The sequence below is a fragment of the Candidatus Alcyoniella australis genome, from assembly GCA_030765605.1.
GTDB classification, from domain to species: Bacteria; Lernaellota; Lernaellaia; order JAVCCG01; family Alcyoniellaceae; genus Alcyoniella; species Alcyoniella australis.
This window is the reverse complement of record JAVCCG010000113.1, coordinates 19,941-36,667: the sequence shown is the minus strand read 5'-3', so window position 1 is coordinate 36,667 and position 16,727 is coordinate 19,941. Positions and strand designations below refer to the sequence as shown.

Annotated in this window: 19 protein-coding genes; all 19 read right to left on the bottom strand. The window is 60.0% G+C overall.

What is annotated here, in order from left to right:
• Positions 1-255, bottom strand: a complete 255-nt coding sequence (locus P9M14_13575) for a hypothetical protein (GenBank protein MDP8256775.1) — start codon at positions 253-255, stop codon at positions 1-3.
• Entirely contained in the window at positions 230-805 is a 576-nt protein-coding gene (locus tag P9M14_13570; GenBank protein ID MDP8256774.1) for a peptidoglycan recognition family protein, read from the bottom strand. Before P9M14_13570 ends, P9M14_13575 begins: the two co-directional genes overlap by 26 nt.
• A gap of 44 nt (positions 806-849) precedes the next feature.
• Positions 850-1,056, bottom strand: coding sequence for a hypothetical protein (locus P9M14_13565; GenBank protein MDP8256773.1), 207 nt, complete (start codon positions 1,054-1,056; stop codon positions 850-852).
• 66 nt (positions 1,057-1,122) lie between these two features.
• The gene (locus P9M14_13560; protein ID MDP8256772.1) at positions 1,123-1,560 is read right to left on the bottom strand and encodes a hypothetical protein; all 438 of its coding nucleotides are present in this window, start codon (positions 1,558-1,560) and stop codon (positions 1,123-1,125) included.
• Positions 1,561-1,587: 27 nt separating this feature from the next.
• Entirely contained in the window at positions 1,588-1,968 is a 381-nt protein-coding gene (locus P9M14_13555; protein MDP8256771.1) for a hypothetical protein, read from the bottom strand.
• A 49-nt stretch (positions 1,969-2,017) separates the two neighbouring features.
• The gene (locus P9M14_13550; GenBank protein MDP8256770.1) at positions 2,018-2,707 is read right to left on the bottom strand and encodes a hypothetical protein; all 690 of its coding nucleotides are present in this window, start codon (positions 2,705-2,707) and stop codon (positions 2,018-2,020) included.
• A 66-nt stretch (positions 2,708-2,773) separates the two neighbouring features.
• Positions 2,774-4,561, bottom strand: a complete 1,788-nt coding sequence (locus P9M14_13545; protein MDP8256769.1) for a hypothetical protein — start codon at positions 4,559-4,561, stop codon at positions 2,774-2,776.
• Entirely contained in the window at positions 4,558-7,773 is a 3,216-nt protein-coding gene (locus P9M14_13540; protein ID MDP8256768.1) for a hypothetical protein, read from the bottom strand. The genes P9M14_13545 and P9M14_13540 overlap by 4 nt, the downstream gene beginning before the upstream one ends.
• A 3-nt stretch (positions 7,774-7,776) precedes the next feature.
• Entirely contained in the window at positions 7,777-8,709 is a 933-nt protein-coding gene (locus P9M14_13535) for a hypothetical protein (protein MDP8256767.1), read from the bottom strand.
• 384 nt (positions 8,710-9,093) lie between these two features.
• Entirely contained in the window at positions 9,094-9,501 is a 408-nt protein-coding gene (locus P9M14_13530; protein ID MDP8256766.1) for a hypothetical protein, read from the bottom strand.
• A gap of 692 nt (positions 9,502-10,193) precedes the next feature.
• A complete protein-coding gene (locus tag P9M14_13525; protein ID MDP8256765.1) occupies positions 10,194-11,156 on the bottom strand; it encodes an HK97 family phage prohead protease in 963 nt (320 codons plus the stop codon).
• Between the two features lie 231 nt (positions 11,157-11,387).
• Positions 11,388-11,774 carry a hypothetical protein gene (locus P9M14_13520; protein MDP8256764.1) on the bottom strand — a complete coding sequence of 129 codons (387 nt, stop codon included), beginning with the start codon at positions 11,772-11,774 and terminating at the stop codon, positions 11,388-11,390.
• 153 nt (positions 11,775-11,927) lie between these two features.
• Entirely contained in the window at positions 11,928-12,377 is a 450-nt protein-coding gene (locus P9M14_13515; GenBank protein ID MDP8256763.1) for a hypothetical protein, read from the bottom strand.
• 17 nt (positions 12,378-12,394) lie between these two features.
• Positions 12,395-13,477, bottom strand: coding sequence for a phage portal protein (locus P9M14_13510; GenBank protein ID MDP8256762.1), 1,083 nt, complete (start codon positions 13,475-13,477; stop codon positions 12,395-12,397).
• A gap of 79 nt (positions 13,478-13,556) precedes the next feature.
• Positions 13,557-13,955, bottom strand: coding sequence for a hypothetical protein (locus tag P9M14_13505; protein MDP8256761.1), 399 nt, complete (start codon positions 13,953-13,955; stop codon positions 13,557-13,559).
• 83 nt (positions 13,956-14,038) lie between these two features.
• On the bottom strand, positions 14,039-14,440 hold the full coding sequence (locus tag P9M14_13500; GenBank protein ID MDP8256760.1) for a hypothetical protein: 402 nt from the start codon (positions 14,438-14,440) through the stop codon (positions 14,039-14,041).
• 23 nt (positions 14,441-14,463) lie between these two features.
• Positions 14,464-14,817 carry a hypothetical protein gene (locus P9M14_13495; protein MDP8256759.1) on the bottom strand — a complete coding sequence of 118 codons (354 nt, stop codon included), beginning with the start codon at positions 14,815-14,817 and terminating at the stop codon, positions 14,464-14,466.
• 202 nt (positions 14,818-15,019) lie between these two features.
• Entirely contained in the window at positions 15,020-16,417 is a 1,398-nt protein-coding gene (terL, locus tag P9M14_13490; protein ID MDP8256758.1) for a phage terminase large subunit, read from the bottom strand.
• A complete protein-coding gene (locus P9M14_13485) occupies positions 16,332-16,727 on the bottom strand; it encodes a hypothetical protein (protein MDP8256757.1) in 396 nt (131 codons plus the stop codon). The genes terL and P9M14_13485 overlap by 86 nt, the downstream gene beginning before the upstream one ends.

The window sequence follows — 16,727 nt, the reverse complement described above, 5'->3', positions numbered from 1 at the left end:
TCAATCTCCGGGGCCGCCCTGGGGCGGCAGGCCGTAGCCCGATCCGGGCACGCGCCAGTATTCGGCCGCGCGTCCGGCGACCAGCGCGGCCACGATCCAGGCAAAGGACTGGCCGTCGATGCTGCCGACGAGCACCAGGGAGACCGCGCAGGCCAACACCCAGACCTTGAACGCGGCGAGCTGAACCACTGCCTTGGCCGCCGCGGCCGCAGCCGCCGCGCCCAGAGCGTTATGCTTTTTGTCGTTGTTTGGCATTTGAGTAGCTCTTGATCCAGCCATGGACCACGTAGCCCGGGCAGGCGGCCTTTAGCGTGCCGCCCGGAGCGTCGCAGTGGCCGTAGATTTGTGCAGGCGCGATCTGGAGGTCGTGCTCGAGCCAGGCCATCAACCGCAGCCAGGCCTGGTGCTGCGCCGCTGTCGGCTGATGTTTTCCCGCATGGCCCGGGCCGTCGAAATCGCCGCAGATTACGATTCCCACGCCGTCGCGGTTGCGCGCGCCGCCCGTGTGATAGGTCACGGACTCCAGGTCGTTGGCCCAGATCAGCGCGCCGCAAGGCTCGATGCAGAAGTGGTAGGCCAGGCCCGGCCAGTTGCGGCCGTAGGCTGTGCCGCGCGGATCGCTCTTAACGTGGTACGCGGCCAAATAGCGCGTGAGCAGGCCCGGCTCGAGTTCGGCGGCCGAGCCCAGACTTTGGTGGGTCACAACGCAGCGGATTTGGTCGATCTCTCTGCGCCTCCAATGTTTGCTGCTGTGAACGGGCAGCCTGTGGCGCAGGTCGAGCAGTTGCAGCATTTGGTTCCGCATCGGATCTCCCATGTCGGTTGAATCGAGGACTATTCAGGAAAGAACTAACTCAGCAGCCGCAGCAGCAGCACGATGACGGCGATCAACGCGGGCACCAGCCCGGCCAGTCCGCCCCACAGCGAGGCGCGCACCTTGAGCGTGGCGATCGCAATGCGTAGGCCGGGCAGATCCTGGGTGCGGATCCGATCGAGCTTGCGCTCCATGCATTCCAGCCGGCGGGCGATATCGTCGTCGCTGATTCGTGTATTCAATGCTGTCTCCAAAACAAAAGGCCCGGACCGAAGTCCGAGCCCCACGTGGTCGCGGTTGTCAGGTTGTCAGTCGGCGCGGGTGCAGCGCTTTATTGTGTAATTGCTACTGCTCATCGGCACCCTGACAATCGTCAGCACGCCATCCTTAAGCGTCGCTGGGGCTGTGATTACGGCCCCGTCTGCCCCTGTCTCCGGGTCGTCATCAAAACACAGAATGGCGTTGTCGAAGAGTTTGCAGGTGTCCTCAAAAGTCTCTTCGTACCCCCCCTGATATCCTCGCCATTCTTCGTCGCCTTCAATGATGTATAGACAGTTCCATACTCCGCTCACATCAATGCCGTCATCCCTAGGATCGTCGTCATCACCGTCTGTGTCGTCGTCGTCAGCATCATCGTCGCCGCTGTCTGTGTCCATATCGTCGTCGTCATCGTCACTGCCGGACAGCGCGCAGGCCGCTATGCAGCAGATTAGGCCCAGGATCGCAATTACCCAAAAGCGTTTCATGCTCTCTTCCTCATTATGTAATCGACGTCAATCTACCCGGGTGCAGCGGTAAAGCAGTCCGCCTTGAACGTCAGTCAGGAGCGAGATGTACGAAAGTGTGCCGTGTCCCGCGTTGTGATATCCCGGATAGAACCTTACAGCTGTACCTCCGTCGTTCGTCTCTGTCTGACATATCAGAACTGAGCCCGCTGGCTCGCAGCCGTCAAAGGTTATCGTCCAATCGTGGGCCGTCCACTCTTTGCCGTTTTGGAGCGTTTCGCACGACCACTCCCCGGCCAGCGCGTCATCCGTATCATCGTCGTCATCGCCGCCGTCCGTGTCATCATCATCGTCATCCGAGCCGGACAGCGCGCAGGCTGCGATGCAGCAGATCAGCCCCAGGATCGCTATCAACCAAAAATGTTTCAAGCTCCCGTCCTCCTGGGAACAATATGCGGGCTGCGTATAGATAATTCAATCACGCGCTGTAATGCGTGGTGCGCGGGCCGACCGTGATCCGGATTGCGCAGGCGAACCAGTAAGAGTAGGTCGATGTATCGTCGGCGCGCAGGTACAGGTTGTCATCGTCCGTGTCCACCCAGGCGGTCCAGGTGCCGGTTGTTGTGTAGACATCTTCCAGCGTATAGTTCGCCGTTCCCGCGTACTTGCCCGTGGTGACATCCAACTGCCCCGGTCCGGTCCAGAGGCGCACTACGTTGGTCCCATGCTCGATCGTGCCGTGGCTTTGCGTGCTGCCGGTCGAGAATGCGTCGTCGTACTCACCGCCGGGCAGGAACTTGCACATTGCCGTCTTGTCCGCAGCATTGTTACAGACCCACATCACCTCGATCGTGATGAACCGATCGTAGAGGCTCATTTGATCGCTGTCGTCCAGATCGAACGGCAGGTTGTCCGGGTCGAGGATCTGCGCGCCGTTGCCCTCCTGGCATACCGCGTACACATCGATGATCGCAAAGCCCGACTTGGCCGCGTCGGCCTGGCTGCTGTTGTAGCTGGCATCCGGGCTGAGCCCTTGCACCGAGGCGTCAAGGGCATATTCGACGTTGGTCCGCAGCGCGTTGCCCTCCGAGGCCTTGGTCGGATTGCCCGTGGTGAGGGTGCTGATCTCGGTGTATTCATGGTTTTCGCTGTCATGCCGCTCGGTCATTGCTTGCTCCTGAGCAGTTAAGGAATTCTTAACAACTCGAACTATTAAGTATTGCTAATCAGTTGATTAGATCCAGTGGCTGTCGTCCGAGGTTGAATCGGGTGGATCACACAGCCCGTCCTCGTCGGTCCAGAAGCCCCAGATGCGTTTGCCGTCCGTGTCCTGGTCGTCGTAGACGTCTTCAGTGTCGGACGTCCAGCGGGCGTAGTATTCTACGCGATCCGAGCAGTCGAGCACGGTCAACTCGCATTCGCCGCTCTGAAGATCGACGCGGCGGCCGATGACGATTCCGCGCCGCGCGTCGTTGTCGTTTGTGGACTGCCACTGGACCGCGTCCCCTAGGTAGACGTTCATCGGCCAGCCCCAGGCAGGGAACTCCCAGACCAGGCGCTTGCGGCTATAGAGCAGAGCCTGCTGGTCGATGAGGCGGTACGCGTCGGCCTTGCGCCACAGCCAGGTGGTTTCGATTTCGCGCGTGACGTAGCCCGCGCCGCCAGGGTTCCAGGGCAAATACTTCAGGCCGGAAACATTGGCCTCTTTTAACTTTGACCAGATTTCAAGCAGCGGGTGATAGCGATACAGCACTCGCAGACGGTCTGCATAGAGGTCTGTTTCTGCGGGCTTGATTATCGGCTCGGAGCTGATACTGCCCCAGGCCGGCCGATAGTCCGCCGTGGGCGTGGCGTTGCCCGAGGTGTTCCAGGGATCGAACCGCCGCGCCCAGTAGACCGTATCCCAGACCCCGCCGGACTCCTCGGGCTTGACGCCCCAGATCATGTTGAACTCGGTGCACAGCCGGTCGGACACGTCGATCAGCGGTTCCTGGTCAACCAGCCGCGCCCGCGCCCGGCTGCCGCTGAAATGGAGGTATTCGGTGCTGAAGCTGTCGAACCAGTCGTTGTTCTCCGTGACCGGGCTGGCATAGTTGTTCCACAGGTCGCGCAAGATCAGCAGCGGATTCTCGATCACGTTGCCCGCGCCGTCCGCGTTTCCCTTGCAGTAGACGAAGAACCGATCCCCAATCTGGTAGCGGTAGGACTGTGCTTCGATCTCCGTGGTCGAGACCGAGAAGCAGCTTGTGTCCAGATCGATCGAGCTGGTGTTCATCCACGACCATTCGCTGCCGTGTGCCGCGGAGTTGCCGTACTTGATCCATACCCGATCGCCGATGTACGCGATGCCGTTGGTCCCAGGATCACAGACCTGAAAGCGCATGGCGTACTGGCCCACGCCGCGGTGCACTCCGGTGTCGATCGCCACGGCCTCAATCACCGGTCGCCGCATGCTGCCGCTGTGGTGCACCCGGCCCTCGGACCAATCGCCGTAGAGGATCGGGATCGGCCGGCCCTTCCAGGCGTCGTCGATGTACTCGTAGTCCGGGTTGTCCGGGTCCAACGTGTTGGGCGGCACGTTCTGATCCTCGGATGTGCGACGATCCATCACGCGCAGTTCGAGCACCTTGGTCGAGTAGTCGAACACTGCATCGGACGGTTCGTCGATCACGCCGTCGAACACCAACTCGGCGGTCGTGGCGTCATCGTCCGACGCCCAGATCGAGACCTTGCGCCCCAGGGCGCCATCGTTGTTCTCGTACCAGGCCTGAAGCGTGCCCTGGTCGTCGTCCGTAATCTCGACCGTGTACGAGCCGATGCGCGGCGCGCGGATCAGGCCGTCGGAGAACTCTTCTTCGATCGGCCCCAGATCCATCGGCAGCGCCTGCCACACGCGGGACGCGCCTTGGGTCGAGCGAGTAATAGTCTCGCCCGCCGACAGGTACAGCGCGCCGGTTCCGCCCAAAGAAAGCAGCACATGCCAGGCTGCGCTGGTATCGCTTGCGTCGGGTCCCCAGGTCATCCGGTGATCTCCTCAACGTCAAGGGTCAGGCCTGCGTAGTCCTCCGGGCCGCTACGCCGAAAGCTCAGCGGGCTGCTCAGATGTCCGTAGACGCCCGTTGCGCAGGCCCGTGCCGTGGTGCTCGGATCGGGAATCACCAGCACGGGCCGTAGTACGCCGCACTGGCAGTAGGCATCCTCGAGAGTTTCCTGGTCGGCCAGGGTCATGATCGATTTGCTCCAGCCCAGATGATAGCCGCGCCGCACGTCGCGGACCTTGCCGCGCCGGTGTCCGGCCTCGGTGCGGCTGATCGGCGAGGGGTCGGTAAGATCGTAGGTGTAGCTGTCGTCGAAGTTGAACAGGGGCTGGAACGCTGAAGTCAGCACCACCCGGCCGATCTCGAGGTAGCCGACGATCCCGGTCGCGGACATCCGAATGCGCCAGTAGCGATAGGTCTCGCCGCCGGTGACGTAGACGATGCGGTCCAGGGCTCGATAGTCCGATAGGTCGACCTCAAGCGCGGGCGTCAGCCAGGTGTCGGTGGTGTTGGCTTGGAGCTTCAGATCAAGCGCCGTGATGCCCGACGACTGGAAGTTGTGCCCGAGGATCGCTACAGCATGGATCGTCTTGGCCGAACCCAGGTCGAAGCGCAGGTACTTGACGCCCGAACCGTTGGTCGTGCGCCAGGTCTGCCCCAGGGCGTCGCTGAGCACGTTGTCGTCCTCGTAGCCCGAGGCCTCGGAGTCCGAGGTCAGCGTGGCGTTGTCGCCCTCAAAGTGCGTACCCTCAAGCGCCAGCAGTACATTGTCCGCGTAGTTGCCAAGCGAGCCGGCGCCCGCCTCGGACAGGACGATGCTCGAGCTATAGCTGTTGGACTCGTTTTGCGCCTCGTCGCGGCCCTTGACGTACACGGTCTTCTTGCCGTCGCCAACAGGCAGGTTGTAGTCGTAATCGTTGGAGTCGCCTGCGGTGAACTCGCGCCATTCGTCCCAGTTGGTATCGTCGTCGCTTAAGGAAATTTGATCGATGCCGTAGTTGGCGATCGGCCCGGCGTCGGCGTGGCTGTAGCCGCTGACCGTGAGCGTAACCGCGCGGGTGGTAGTGCGGGTCGAGCCCGAGAGAATCGAGATCGACAGCGAGCTGGGAACGCCAATGTAAATCCAACTCGAGGTCGTCCAGTCCCCGGCGTTGTTGGCGTAGTCCCGCGTCCGCACTCGCACCTTATAGCGGCCGGTGGACAGGTCGGTGATCCGCAGGCTGCACAGCTCGTCCTGGGCGTCGATCTGTAAGTAATCGCCCGACGTGGCCCACGTGAAGTCGTCTTTGAGTCGATACCACGTACCCTCGTCGTCGTTGCCGCTGCGCTCGATCTCGTAGCAGTCCACGTCCGGGTCAGTGGCCTGGTCCCAGCGCGTGTGGATGCAATCCGTATCATCGCCCTGATAGCCGAAGGCCTGTGGCTCGCCCGGCGCGTCGACGTCCGGAGTGATCAGTCCGGACGATCCGCCATAGGCAAATTTGGAGTTGGAATTGTTGGCAATCGACAGGCAGGCGATGGCGTCGTTATTGGTCGACTGCGAGATGCTATCGCCTGCCCACTGGCCGCCCGAGCTGTCGAACCAGCCGACCAGCGTATCGTCCGACAGGTCGATCACAGACACGCCTTTGTCGGTGCCTACGAAGGTGTTCCCGTTGCTTCCCGTGGCGCTGCTGTCCACGTCGCAACAGGCGCACGCATCGGACGCGCCGTGCAGAATCTCGTGATCCGCGCCCGAGCCGGACTGACCGAACGTCTCAACGCTCAGGTCCTCGTAGCTGCCCCAGGCGGAGCTTGTGTCAGTGTCCACCTTGTACAGCCCGGCGTTGGTCGCCAATAGCAGCATGTCGGTGCCGGTGCCCGGTGCAAAGGCGATGTCGTTGATCGTTCCGGTCGGAAGGGCGGCATAACCAGCCGTTGTGACCACAGCCACGTCGTTGACGGGAATGGAGATGGTAGAGTCGTATGGCGCTGTTAAATCGCGGTCTGTCGCATATATTCCGCCGATCCACAGCCGGTCATAGTTGTTGTTGTCAGCGTGCGTGTTGCTGTTGATCGTAGTCTTGCCGCCGCCGGTGTCGTATGAGCATGTTACGATTGTTCCTACCCGCTCGATATAAAGTTTGACCCCGGCACTCCACGCCGCGGGGCTGATTGACGTGTCAAATATCAGCGCCCCTCCGCGGTAAAACGTTGCCTGGACCCATTCGGTCGTTGGGTTTTTGTGCGCCCTGATTACGCCGGTCAGGTTTGCCGACCAAGTTGCATCAAAGATCCGGACGTAAAGGTTGATCGACCGCAGGTCGGATGCTCCGATCGCGCTGGTGGTCAACGCTCCGAAGTCCACAGCAACCGAGAAGTCAGCTGCCCCTAAATAGCTCTGCCCCCCAACTCCGATTACGTCGTCCCCGCTGCTGTTGCGATGGGTGAGGGCGAGAGTCAACGCCCCGCCGGATTCTGTCGCCGAATATGAGGACGGGCTGCCCTCTGTGTATAAGGCCCAGCGGGCCGCATCTAACGACGCATCGCCGAAGTCGTCACTGGGATCGATTAGGCATTCGTCCGGACGGAAATCGTCGGCAGCGGGCGTGGTCAAGTCGATTGCGCAGACCTTGCCCCGGTCTCCGTTAAAGACCCACCACGCCTTGTCACCACTCGCAACCACCGGGCCGTTGGCTGGAGAATATGCGCTGCTGTCGTAGACCGCTTCGGCTCCCGGCGTCTCCATGTCGTAGATCGACAGCCGCCCGCAACTGATCGCCAGGTGGTCAAGATTATCGTTGAACGCCAGCCCGCGCACGCCGATCTCATTTGAGTAAATCGGCTCACCCGTGCTAGTCGAAAGGAACACAGCGAGGTGTGCTGTTTGTTCGCCGCCCGGACCCGCCACGGCAAGGTAACTCTTGGCGATACGATGTACTCCAGTGCCCGATGCTTCGCCAGTACCGATATATAGATAATCATCGTCTTGTGTCAGGGCGCAGGCGTTTGCCAGGTCGGCATAGGCGATCTGCGCGCCATTGTCCGAGTCGGCGTCCGAGTCAATAGATACAATCCCGCCCCCCGCGCCGCCGTAGCAGGCATAGAACAGGCTGCTGTCGGTGCTGTCTTTGAGCACTTGATGACAGGTGCCGGACGAATAGCCAGCCGGGATGATCCCGTTGGCCTCGGTCCATTTGCGGTCGTTTACAGACATGCTTTAACCCCTGATCGCCCGGCGGTCGAGCTGCAACCGACCGGTGCGGCTTTGCCAGGACAGCTCTTCAGCAAGGTCGCGGCCGATCCTGCGGCCGTCGCTTCCCGGGCCGGCGTTGACCGTGATGTTGATGGTCGGACTGGACTGCGGCAGCTGCCCGGTCTGGTTGATATATGCCATGCGCTGCGAGCCGATGGACTGAACCGTGCTGCGCTGCATCACGAACTCGCCGCGCTGCAAAATGAACGGCCCGACTTCGTCGGCGCGCAATCCGGAATGTGCGCGTCGCACAGGTCCACCCTCGTGCATCACTGCGCCGCCACCGTGCAGCAGTAGGCCGGCGGGCCCCAACGCAATGAGCTTGGCCGCGGCCAGGGCATTGTACGACAGGGTCAGCGCAGCGACCTGTCCCTGCTCCACGGCGAGCAGCGCGATCTGTGCCGACTCCAGGCTCTTGATCACCAGCTGCTTGACAGCCCACTGGCTCAGGGCGCCGAGCAGCGTAGTGAGGATCGTGCGCCCCAGCCCCTTGAGCGCGCGCTCGGCGTCCCAGCTGCCGTAGATCAGCGTATCGGCAAAGCCCGAGATAAACGTGTTGCCCACCGCGTCGAAAGAACGGCCCACGCTGTAGACCGTTTCGCTGAGCAGCGAGAACTGAATCTGCGAACTCTGGTACAACGCGGTCACCCGCTGGTCGAGCGTCTCGAGCTCGGAACGGGCCAGTACCAGCCCTTCGCCGTAGCGCTGAACAGCCGCGGCATCCAAGCCCGCGCCCAGCGCGCCGAGGGTTTCGGCCGCCTTGCCCGCGCTCTGACCCAGCTCTTGGGCCCGGCGTTGGGCCGTGAGCATCAGTGCGTTGATCCGCGAAAGCAGACCGCGCGTACGGTCCTTGGCGAGGATCTCGATCTCGATCTGTTTGGCAATAGTCTGCGCCATGTTCTCACCTATGGTTCGCTCTGGCCCAGTCGGCCTCGGCGGTTATCTGCTGCAGCGTGCACAGCGTCTCGGATATCGCCATCAACGCCTGAGTCGTGCGCGCATCCTGATCGTCGAGGCCGCCGGGTCCGGGCAGCGCCTTGAGGGTGCTGCAGCGGCAGTAGAGGTTCCAGAAATGCAGCAGCTCGGGCTGCCTACGGATTAGCCCCCGCGGGCACTGGGTGAAGATCCCCAGGCCGCGCTGGTTGGCCTCGCGTGGTCCAAAGACCTGGGGCGCGGGCTCAAAGCCGTCGAGGCAGTTGCGCGCGCGCCGCAGTTCCTCGTTGCAACGCTCGCAGTCGTACTCACGCGATCGCGGATCGCAAAGGAAGACCGCGAGCCTGGTCAGTTTTTTCGCAGGCCCTGTTCCAGGGTCGAGACGTCCGATGCGGCCTGCACGATCTCGCGAATCAGCGCGGCCAGATCCTCGGAGCGATAATCGTCCATCAGGCGTTCGAGATCTGCTCCGCTGACAATCGGACTGCCGCCAAAGCGCAGGTTGCGGATCGCGCTTACGCGTTGGATCAGCACGCATCTGACCGGCCGGGTTGGATCGCGTTGCAATCCAGTGGCCGCTACGTTGCCGCGCGTCGGGTCGGGTTGCAGTGCCAGGGCGGCGAAATTCTCGAACTCCGCGTTGGACAGCGGCAGCAGGTCGACCTCCACACGGTCGTGCATGCTCAGTCCGCGGTTGCCGTTGTACTCGGGCACGTAGGTCAACACGTCGCCCACCTTGCGTCCGTTGATTTCCATTTTTTCCTCCTTAAAGAAAAGCGAGGATCAGTTCGTCGTTGCCCTCCGAGCCGCACAGGGCGCGCCCCTCGAGGGTGACCACGATCTCCTCGGCGTCCTCGATTCCGATGTCGACCGGCTTTAGATGTAGCTTGGGCACACAGGCGGCCAGCACCGACCCGGCGCTGACGCCGATTTGCAGCATCACGTCCTCGACGTCCGCACGGCTGAAGGCCGCGCCCCACTGCTCAGCCTGGTCCTGGGTCAGGTACAGCCCGAGTCGCACGTTGACCTCGCGTTTCTCACCGCTGACAAAGCCCTGCGGGATGGCCGTGCCGAACGGGCCGTTGATCGCCTTGCACTTGTTCTCGAGTTCGATCTCAATCTGCGTGGCGTAGAGGTCCAGGCCGCTCGAGGTCGAGTCGGCGTAGCGCAGCTTGCCCAGTAGGCCGCTGGACGGCGACGCGTCGGACAGCGTCGGAGTCGGCGTGTAGGGCTCAACCGCTACGGCCAGTTCGTGGGTGGCAGCCACGCTCCCCTGCACTCCGCGCTCCACGCTCAGCGCCCCGGTATCAAGATCGACCGCCGTGACCTTGAGCACCTCGTCGTCGATCTGGACCCAGCACGGAACGTCCGTGCCGGCGCGGAACTTGTACGGGTGCTCGACGTAGATCGTGGTCCCGTCGGTGGTTCCCACGGTCTGGCTCAACGCGTCAGAGTGTGCGTACGACTTGTCCGCGTATCCGCCCGCGAGCTTGAGTCGCGGCTCGGAGCCGCTGGATACGCTGAGGCTGATCGAATCGACCCAGCATCCCGCCGCCCACTCGCAGAAAAACGAGCCGGCACGCGTGATGGTGAACGAGGAGGTCGGTCGGGTGTTGAGCCGATAGACCAGACTCGCGGCGATGGTCTCGCCTCCGGCCGGGGCTGTGGGCAACGCGGGGCTGATGCACAGCGTGTCGCTGTTTTTGGAGTCCACACGCACGGCCCGCAACGTGGACAGCGGCACCAGCAGCAGGTCGTGCTCGCTGATCTCCGACGCGTCGTCGAGGTCGAACTGCACGGCGCTGGGCGTCGGGCTGGCCAGGATCGCGCTCGCCGCTCAGGGCGTTTAGGGCGGCGTCGGCAGTGGCAAAGCCCGTGACATAGGCCGAGGGCTTGCCGAGCTGGACCCGGCGGCGATCGGCCAGGGCCTTGGCCATGGAGGTCAGCGCCTCGGGGTTGGCCGGGATCGGCACCAGGCTGTACTCGAGCAGCTCGTCCACATGCACCACGCGCACTGCCTCGCGGCCCTGGCCCACGACCTCGACCCGTTCGGGGCGGAAGCCGATGGACACGCCGTTGAGATAGCCGCCCACGTGCAGGTTCCACAACGTGCGCGTGAACCCGCTCTGGTCCTCGCGCACCGCGAACTGGGTGCGGGCCACCACCCGGCCCTGCTCGCGCCGCAGCTCGAGGTTGCGGCCGATGGGCAGCTTGGGCGTGGCCGGATCGGCGTTGTGAAAAAACAACACCACCGGATTGTTGACGAAATTGCGCGCGGCGCGCTCCAGGTCGTCGAAGACCACCACCTCGCCGTCCCGGTCAACGTCCTCGGTGGAGATCACGTGCTCGGTGACGAAGTTATCCGCGTCGACCACCCGCACCCGGCCGCTGGAATAGATCTTGTTTCGCATGGTTCTCAACTGTCCTGTTGGAATGAATGTAGCTTGCTTGTTTTCGTTTGAATACTTGCTTCAGCGTCCTAGTCGGTTCTTCAATCCCGCTGAAAACCTGAGGAAATGGCGGATATACATTGTCACCTTTTAAAAAGAATCCGCAAATGATGATCCCCAGCAGGATCAGGCTGATGCTTATCCGCAGGAAATGCTTAATATGCATATCACTTTTTTCCTACCTGATTTGCGTCACTCTCCATCCCGTGGTTTTGAAGCAATCATACCTACTGTTTTGCGAAAAAACTTAATGATCAGCCATATTATAAAACTGACCACTTGAATTAACACGACGAAGACGAACGCATACCACAGCGAGACCATCAATTTAGCTGGCTCCCCCATCACCGTTTCGATGAAGTACTCGCCCAACACCGGGTGATAAACAGAAAACACCATCAGCCCCAGACAGGCATGATATATAAACATCGCAACGAGATATTTGCTCGGGCTCTTTGCGTAAGCATCCGCTCGCAAATAGAGATAGCACCCCAATACCAAAGCAACGCTTATTTCGAGAAAGAAAAGTCCGAGCGTCCAGTCGATCAGAGAGAAAAAAACGAAAAAGAACAGTATCATCAATCCCGCTGAAAACCTGAGGAAATGTTTAATATACATCTTTTTTAATCGCCTTTCTTAAAAAAAGTCCCCTCGCCAGCCAGGGGTCGTACTGCCTATATCGAACATAACACACTGTTTTCCCTTCCACTCTTTCGCAATAATAACTCTGTACTATGACATAGGCATGCGGGTAAACATTTTTAAAGCCCCCTCTATATAATATGCCTTGCAGTTTTCTACGAGATCAGCCTTTGTCAAGGCTTTATACAGCATGCGTTGGAGTTCCCCTGCTAGATTACCACATCCTGGAACAATCCAAGTTGCACGCGGATATTTTACCACTATACGATTGCTCAGGCTATCTGCGATTGCAAAAGCCCTTTCCATGTCATCCGTTGAGAATGTGGGAGAGAGCTTGTCAATGAGAGGCTGCTCATGCTGCGCCATCGACATATTGCTTTGATACCACTTATCACCCCTCCACCAGTGCTTAGAATCAAAATCAGTGACATTAACCACTTTCACGGTGTTAGCAAGTGACTGCTCAGCCGCCATCTCTCGATGGATCTCGTCGAGCGCCTCGCCGATCGCTTCTTGGATCATTTTGCTCAGGTCAGACATGGAATCCTCCCCAAGCCTTAGTTGGAGCGGCCTTGCGTCGGCTGATCGCTGAGCAGCGTTGCCAGGTCGCTCAGGTCGGGCTCGGCGTGCCAGCCCTGGGGCAGCACGTCGGACTCGTTGAGGCGCTGGGCAATGCGCCGTACGTGGGGGATCACGGTGTTGCGCCAGAACAGCCGCTCCTGGACATCGGCGTTGGCGTAGTTAGCGTACTCGAACAGGCCGACAACCGCCGGCGGCACGCCGAACACCGCGCAGATCTCCTCGCGGTTGAGCTTGCGCTGGGCGATCACTTCGGCGTCGCGGGCGCTGATGCTGATCGTGCGGAAGTCCATGCCGCCCTGGAGCACGGCCACGCGCTGGCGCCCCTTGGGACCGCCATAGAGCCGCTTCCACTCGCCGCGCAGGCGTTCGACCTGCTCGCTGTCCAGGGCGTGGGGCGCGGTCAGGATGCCCGCGGGCACCGCGCCGTGTTGCTGGAACTGCTTGCTGCCCAAAATCGCGTAGCGGTCGGCCTGAACCGAGTCGAACGCCGCGCGTAGCGGCGCCAGGCCGTACCACGGGTCGCTGGGATTGGGCAGCTTGAAGTGCACCACCTCGTCCACGTCAAAGCGTACGGTCACCCCGCGGTTGCGGTAGAGGTAGCCGCTGACGAACTCGGTGGAGTGCGGCACCACGCTCACCCGATCGGGCCGCAACGGCCAGATCTCGCCGGTCTGGCGCTCGATATCCCAGTAGGCGTTGCCCGTGAGCAGCAAATGCAGCACGGTCAGCTCGATCAGTTCGGCCTGGGACATAAAGTCGTTGACCGCCAGGAACGGCCGGGCCACCGGGTCGCTGGGCAGCGCGGTGACCTGTTGTCCCCGCGGCGCCGCGGGCTTGAGGATCTCGATCGGCACCCGGGCGGCGCAACGCGCCACCGCATTGGTGCAGGCGTAGACCCAGACGTGGGCCGCCGAGGTCTCGAGCCCCTGGGCCAAATCGTCGGGACGCGGCCGGCCGTGCTGAACCTCGTAGGGCCAGACCTCGGCCGCGGCTGCGCGGAAATACTTGTCATTAGGGCGTTTCTCAGCCCTGCGGAACAGGTCGCGTATTCTGCCCACTGCAATTGCCTCTCGATTGTTTGGAAAGCTGTCTAACGCGGATTATTCAAAGGGACTCGTCAGTTGCTTTTTCCGATCCTTACCTGCGCTTCCGACGCAAAGCGGTGATGATGATTGCCAGCACGATCAGCCACGAAAGCATCATGTAGGCTGTGACGAGCCTGCTTATCCTATAGGGCATTGGCCCGGAATTATGCAGATTCCTAATATGGCGTGGTTCCAAAACCGTTTCCAAGACGGTCCCGGGCATCAGCAGACCGCTGCCCATTAGGTATATGACAAGCGCTGCCATATACAATCCGAACAACACGATAATCTCGTTTCTCGTGCGGCCGGGAGCATTGATCATCAGGTAACTGAAAAGCACCATCGCTGCCAGGGCAGTTACGATTAAAGCGATTATAGGATGCATGTAGTAGCAATCCGCAACGGTGATAGAAAACAACAGCATGCAATGAATTGCCACGAGCCACTTCATGGATTTCCCGACTGTGCTGTTCCCCATACTGCTACTCGTAATTCCTTAGCAACGTCCGCATCGCACCCTTGACATCGCTGATTCTATATACGTTTCGAATACAACTTAATCGCTATTACCAACACGATCACCCATGAGAAAATCATGTACGATGTGGCGAGCTGGCTGATCAAATAGTGTGTGAAGTCCATGGGCGGATTACTCATTCCCTCAGCACTATGAATCGCCATGGAGGGTTCAAATGAAGTTACGGGCAGTAAAAAGCCGTTGCCTGCCAGACAAATACACTGAGCAACCATGTACAATCCGAATAATAATAGAATTTCGCTTCCACGCCGATTCGGATCGCTGACCATCAGATAGCTGAAAATCACCATTGCCAGAAAGCTTGTCACGCTTAGCGCAATTACAGGATGCAGCAAGTAGCAGTGTACGCCGATGATAATAAATAACAGAATACAATGAACAGCCAGCGGCCATTTCATGGGTTTCACAAGTGCGCTATTATTCATGCAGCAATTTTATTCATCATCACCGCGATCAGCTCGTACATCTCACTATCATCGTTGGAAGCGCTTTTTAATCTATTCTCCCAATTATGAGCCTCTTCTCTTTTTCTTCTTATTAACAAACGTGCTGCGTCTGGGTCGTATTCGTCTAGTTGCTTTTGCATCTCATTTCTATTATGTTCGATTTTCTGAATTCGATTCTTTAATAAACCAATTTCTATAGTAAGGATATTTTCAATATCAAGATATGTTTTATAAGGCCTATCAAGAGGTAACAACAGAAAAAACACCGAAAATGCGCCTAAGGGGATTGCCCACAACAAATGGCCTGCATGCTCTGCTAGTAACGGCACTGCGCGCCCCAAAAGTGGAAGAAAAACAAGCAGAAAAAAAGAAACTCCTTGCCCAATGGCTAAAGCCTTACCAAAGGGTGTGCTAACTAGTTTTTTATAATAAGCCCACCTGCCAGTATTATTATCATCATACAGACTGTGATGTTAACAAAAGAGGCCGTACTTATAAAGCCCAGACTTTGAATAAAGGCATTTCGAAAAATCAGATTAAAATTATCCCAACATGGGGGCGTTGCGCCTGTCCGATCGCGGTTTCCAGGGCGTCGAACAGGTCGTCGTGTTCGCCCTCGGGGAACGCGGTCAGCTCGGCCTCGAGTTCGTGCAGTCGGCCCGCGGCCGGGAAGTAGATCCTGCCGGACTCGAACAGCCCCTGCATCACGTAGGCCCGTGAGACCTTGTCCGTGCGTCTGGGCACGGCCACAACGGGCAAGCCGTTGTTTCGGCAGGTCTCGATCAGAGCCCGCTGGTACGCCACGTCCTCGATGCCGATGGTCAGCGGCCGCCATTTTTGCGCGGCCAGGGCCAACAGCCGCAGCTGTTCGTCAAAGGTCCAGCGCCCCTTGTAGGCCTCGAGCACGTACAGGTCCTGGCCTGTGCGTCCGACCACGGCCAGGGCCGAGTAGTCGGCCTGCTCGGATTGCGAGATCGCCGGGTCAAAGCCGATGTAGATCGCCGGGTCCTGGGGTGGCTCGTGAAAGTAGCGAAACCACTGCTCACGGAAGATCGTGCCGCGCATAAACTGGGTGTCGTTGAGGTATTGCGCGGCAAAGATCGTCGAGCCGACCTGTTGCCTGATCTGTTCCAGCTCCTGGACCGAGAAGCGCTCGGGCCACAATGCGCCGCCATCCTCGAGCAGTGCGCGATGGCTGCCCTGGTTCCAGACCAGGGTGGGGTAGCGCGCCTGGTCGAGCAGCTCCGCGCCGTAGAAATCCTGGTTGTGATAGCGCGTGCCCACCCAGTGGATGTGCCCGCCGGGCTCAAGGGTCGGCAGCAGGGTCATGCCCACCCACTCGCGGAACTTCTTGCGCTGGGTCGCGCTGCGAGTGTTCTCGAAGTCCAGGGCATCGTCCACAAAGATCTGGTCGAAATGGCGCAGCGTTAGCGCGCCGAATACGCCCAATGCAGTGAGGCTCGCCTCCTTGTGGATCTTTTTACGCTTGGTCAGCCACAGTTCGTTGATTATGGAGCGTTCGATTGGATCGCCGAACAGCCCGCAGGGCGTGATCTGCTTTTGCAGCAGCTCGCGCACCGTGCGATAGATCGCCCGGGCCTGATCCTGGGTGTTTGACGCCAGCAATATCCGGCAATCGCGGTCGGCCAGCAGCCTGCGCACGATCTCCGAGATTGTGACCACCGTGGTCTTGGCATGGCCGCGCGGCGCGAGGATCAGTGTCAGCCGATTGTTTGCGACCAGCTCGAGCCATTGGCAGTGAAACGGCCGGAACTCGTGCTCCGGATAGAGAAATCGCAGAAATTCGGCCGGGTTTGCCAGCAGCCGCTGGGCGATCTGCGATTTAGTGCCGCTGATAGTACGGGTCGGGTCCGAGGGTGACTTCGATGACTTGGTCGCTTTGCTCGTTTTCGCTTTGCTTGCTGTCATGCTTCACGTGCCCGGCCCACTGGTTGGGGTAGCGGCGCTTGAGATAGTCGAGCGCCATGCGCGCGTCGCCCTCCATGATCTTGTCGATCACCATCTGCTCGATGTTGGCGCGGGACGCTGACTGCGCCAGCTCGACCTCGCGGCGAAATGCGGGGTCGGCGTTTTTGTATTTTTGATACTCCTCAAAGGGGATCGCAGCCTTGCCGCAGGCCCCCTCCTCGGTCAGGCCGTGCCTGAGGTGGTCGAGAATCCGGCTGCACACGGTCTTGGCGATCGACGGCTGATCAGCCTTGATTGTCGCTTGTGCCAT

What these genes read in the sequence shown, in the direction of transcription:
- P9M14_13575 (MDP8256775.1), bottom strand. Translation starts at nt 255, where the DNA reads ATGCCAAACAACGACAAAAAGCATAACGCTCTGGGCGCGGCGGCTGCG.
- P9M14_13570 (MDP8256774.1), bottom strand. Translation starts at nt 805, where the DNA reads ATGCGGAACCAAATGCTGCAACTGCTCGACCTGCGCCACAGGCTGCCC.
- P9M14_13560 (MDP8256772.1), bottom strand. Translation starts at nt 1,560, where the DNA reads ATGAAACGCTTTTGGGTAATTGCGATCCTGGGCCTAATCTGCTGCATA.
- P9M14_13550 (MDP8256770.1), bottom strand. Translation starts at nt 2,707, where the DNA reads ATGACCGAGCGGCATGACAGCGAAAACCATGAATACACCGAGATCAGC.
- P9M14_13545 (MDP8256769.1), bottom strand. Translation starts at nt 4,561, where the DNA reads ATGACCTGGGGACCCGACGCAAGCGATACCAGCGCAGCCTGGCATGTG.
- P9M14_13540 (MDP8256768.1), bottom strand. Translation starts at nt 7,773, where the DNA reads ATGTCTGTAAACGACCGCAAATGGACCGAGGCCAACGGGATCATCCCG.
- P9M14_13535 (MDP8256767.1), bottom strand. Translation starts at nt 8,709, where the DNA reads ATGGCGCAGACTATTGCCAAACAGATCGAGATCGAGATCCTCGCCAAG.
- P9M14_13530 (MDP8256766.1), bottom strand. Translation starts at nt 9,501, where the DNA reads ATGGAAATCAACGGACGCAAGGTGGGCGACGTGTTGACCTACGTGCCC.
- P9M14_13525 (MDP8256765.1), bottom strand. Translation starts at nt 11,156, where the DNA reads ATGCGAAACAAGATCTATTCCAGCGGCCGGGTGCGGGTGGTCGACGCG.
- P9M14_13520 (MDP8256764.1), bottom strand. Translation starts at nt 11,774, where the DNA reads ATGATACTGTTCTTTTTCGTTTTTTTCTCTCTGATCGACTGGACGCTC.
- P9M14_13515 (MDP8256763.1), bottom strand. Translation starts at nt 12,377, where the DNA reads ATGTCTGACCTGAGCAAAATGATCCAAGAAGCGATCGGCGAGGCGCTC.
- P9M14_13505 (MDP8256761.1), bottom strand. Translation starts at nt 13,955, where the DNA reads ATGAAGTGGCTCGTGGCAATTCATTGCATGCTGTTGTTTTCTATCACC.
- P9M14_13500 (MDP8256760.1), bottom strand. Translation starts at nt 14,440, where the DNA reads ATGAAATGGCCGCTGGCTGTTCATTGTATTCTGTTATTTATTATCATC.
- terL (MDP8256758.1), bottom strand. Translation starts at nt 16,417, where the DNA reads ATGACAGCAAGCAAAGCGAAAACGAGCAAAGCGACCAAGTCATCGAAG.
- P9M14_13485 (MDP8256757.1), bottom strand. Translation starts at nt 16,727, where the DNA reads ATGGCACAAGCGACAATCAAGGCTGATCAGCCGTCGATCGCCAAGACC.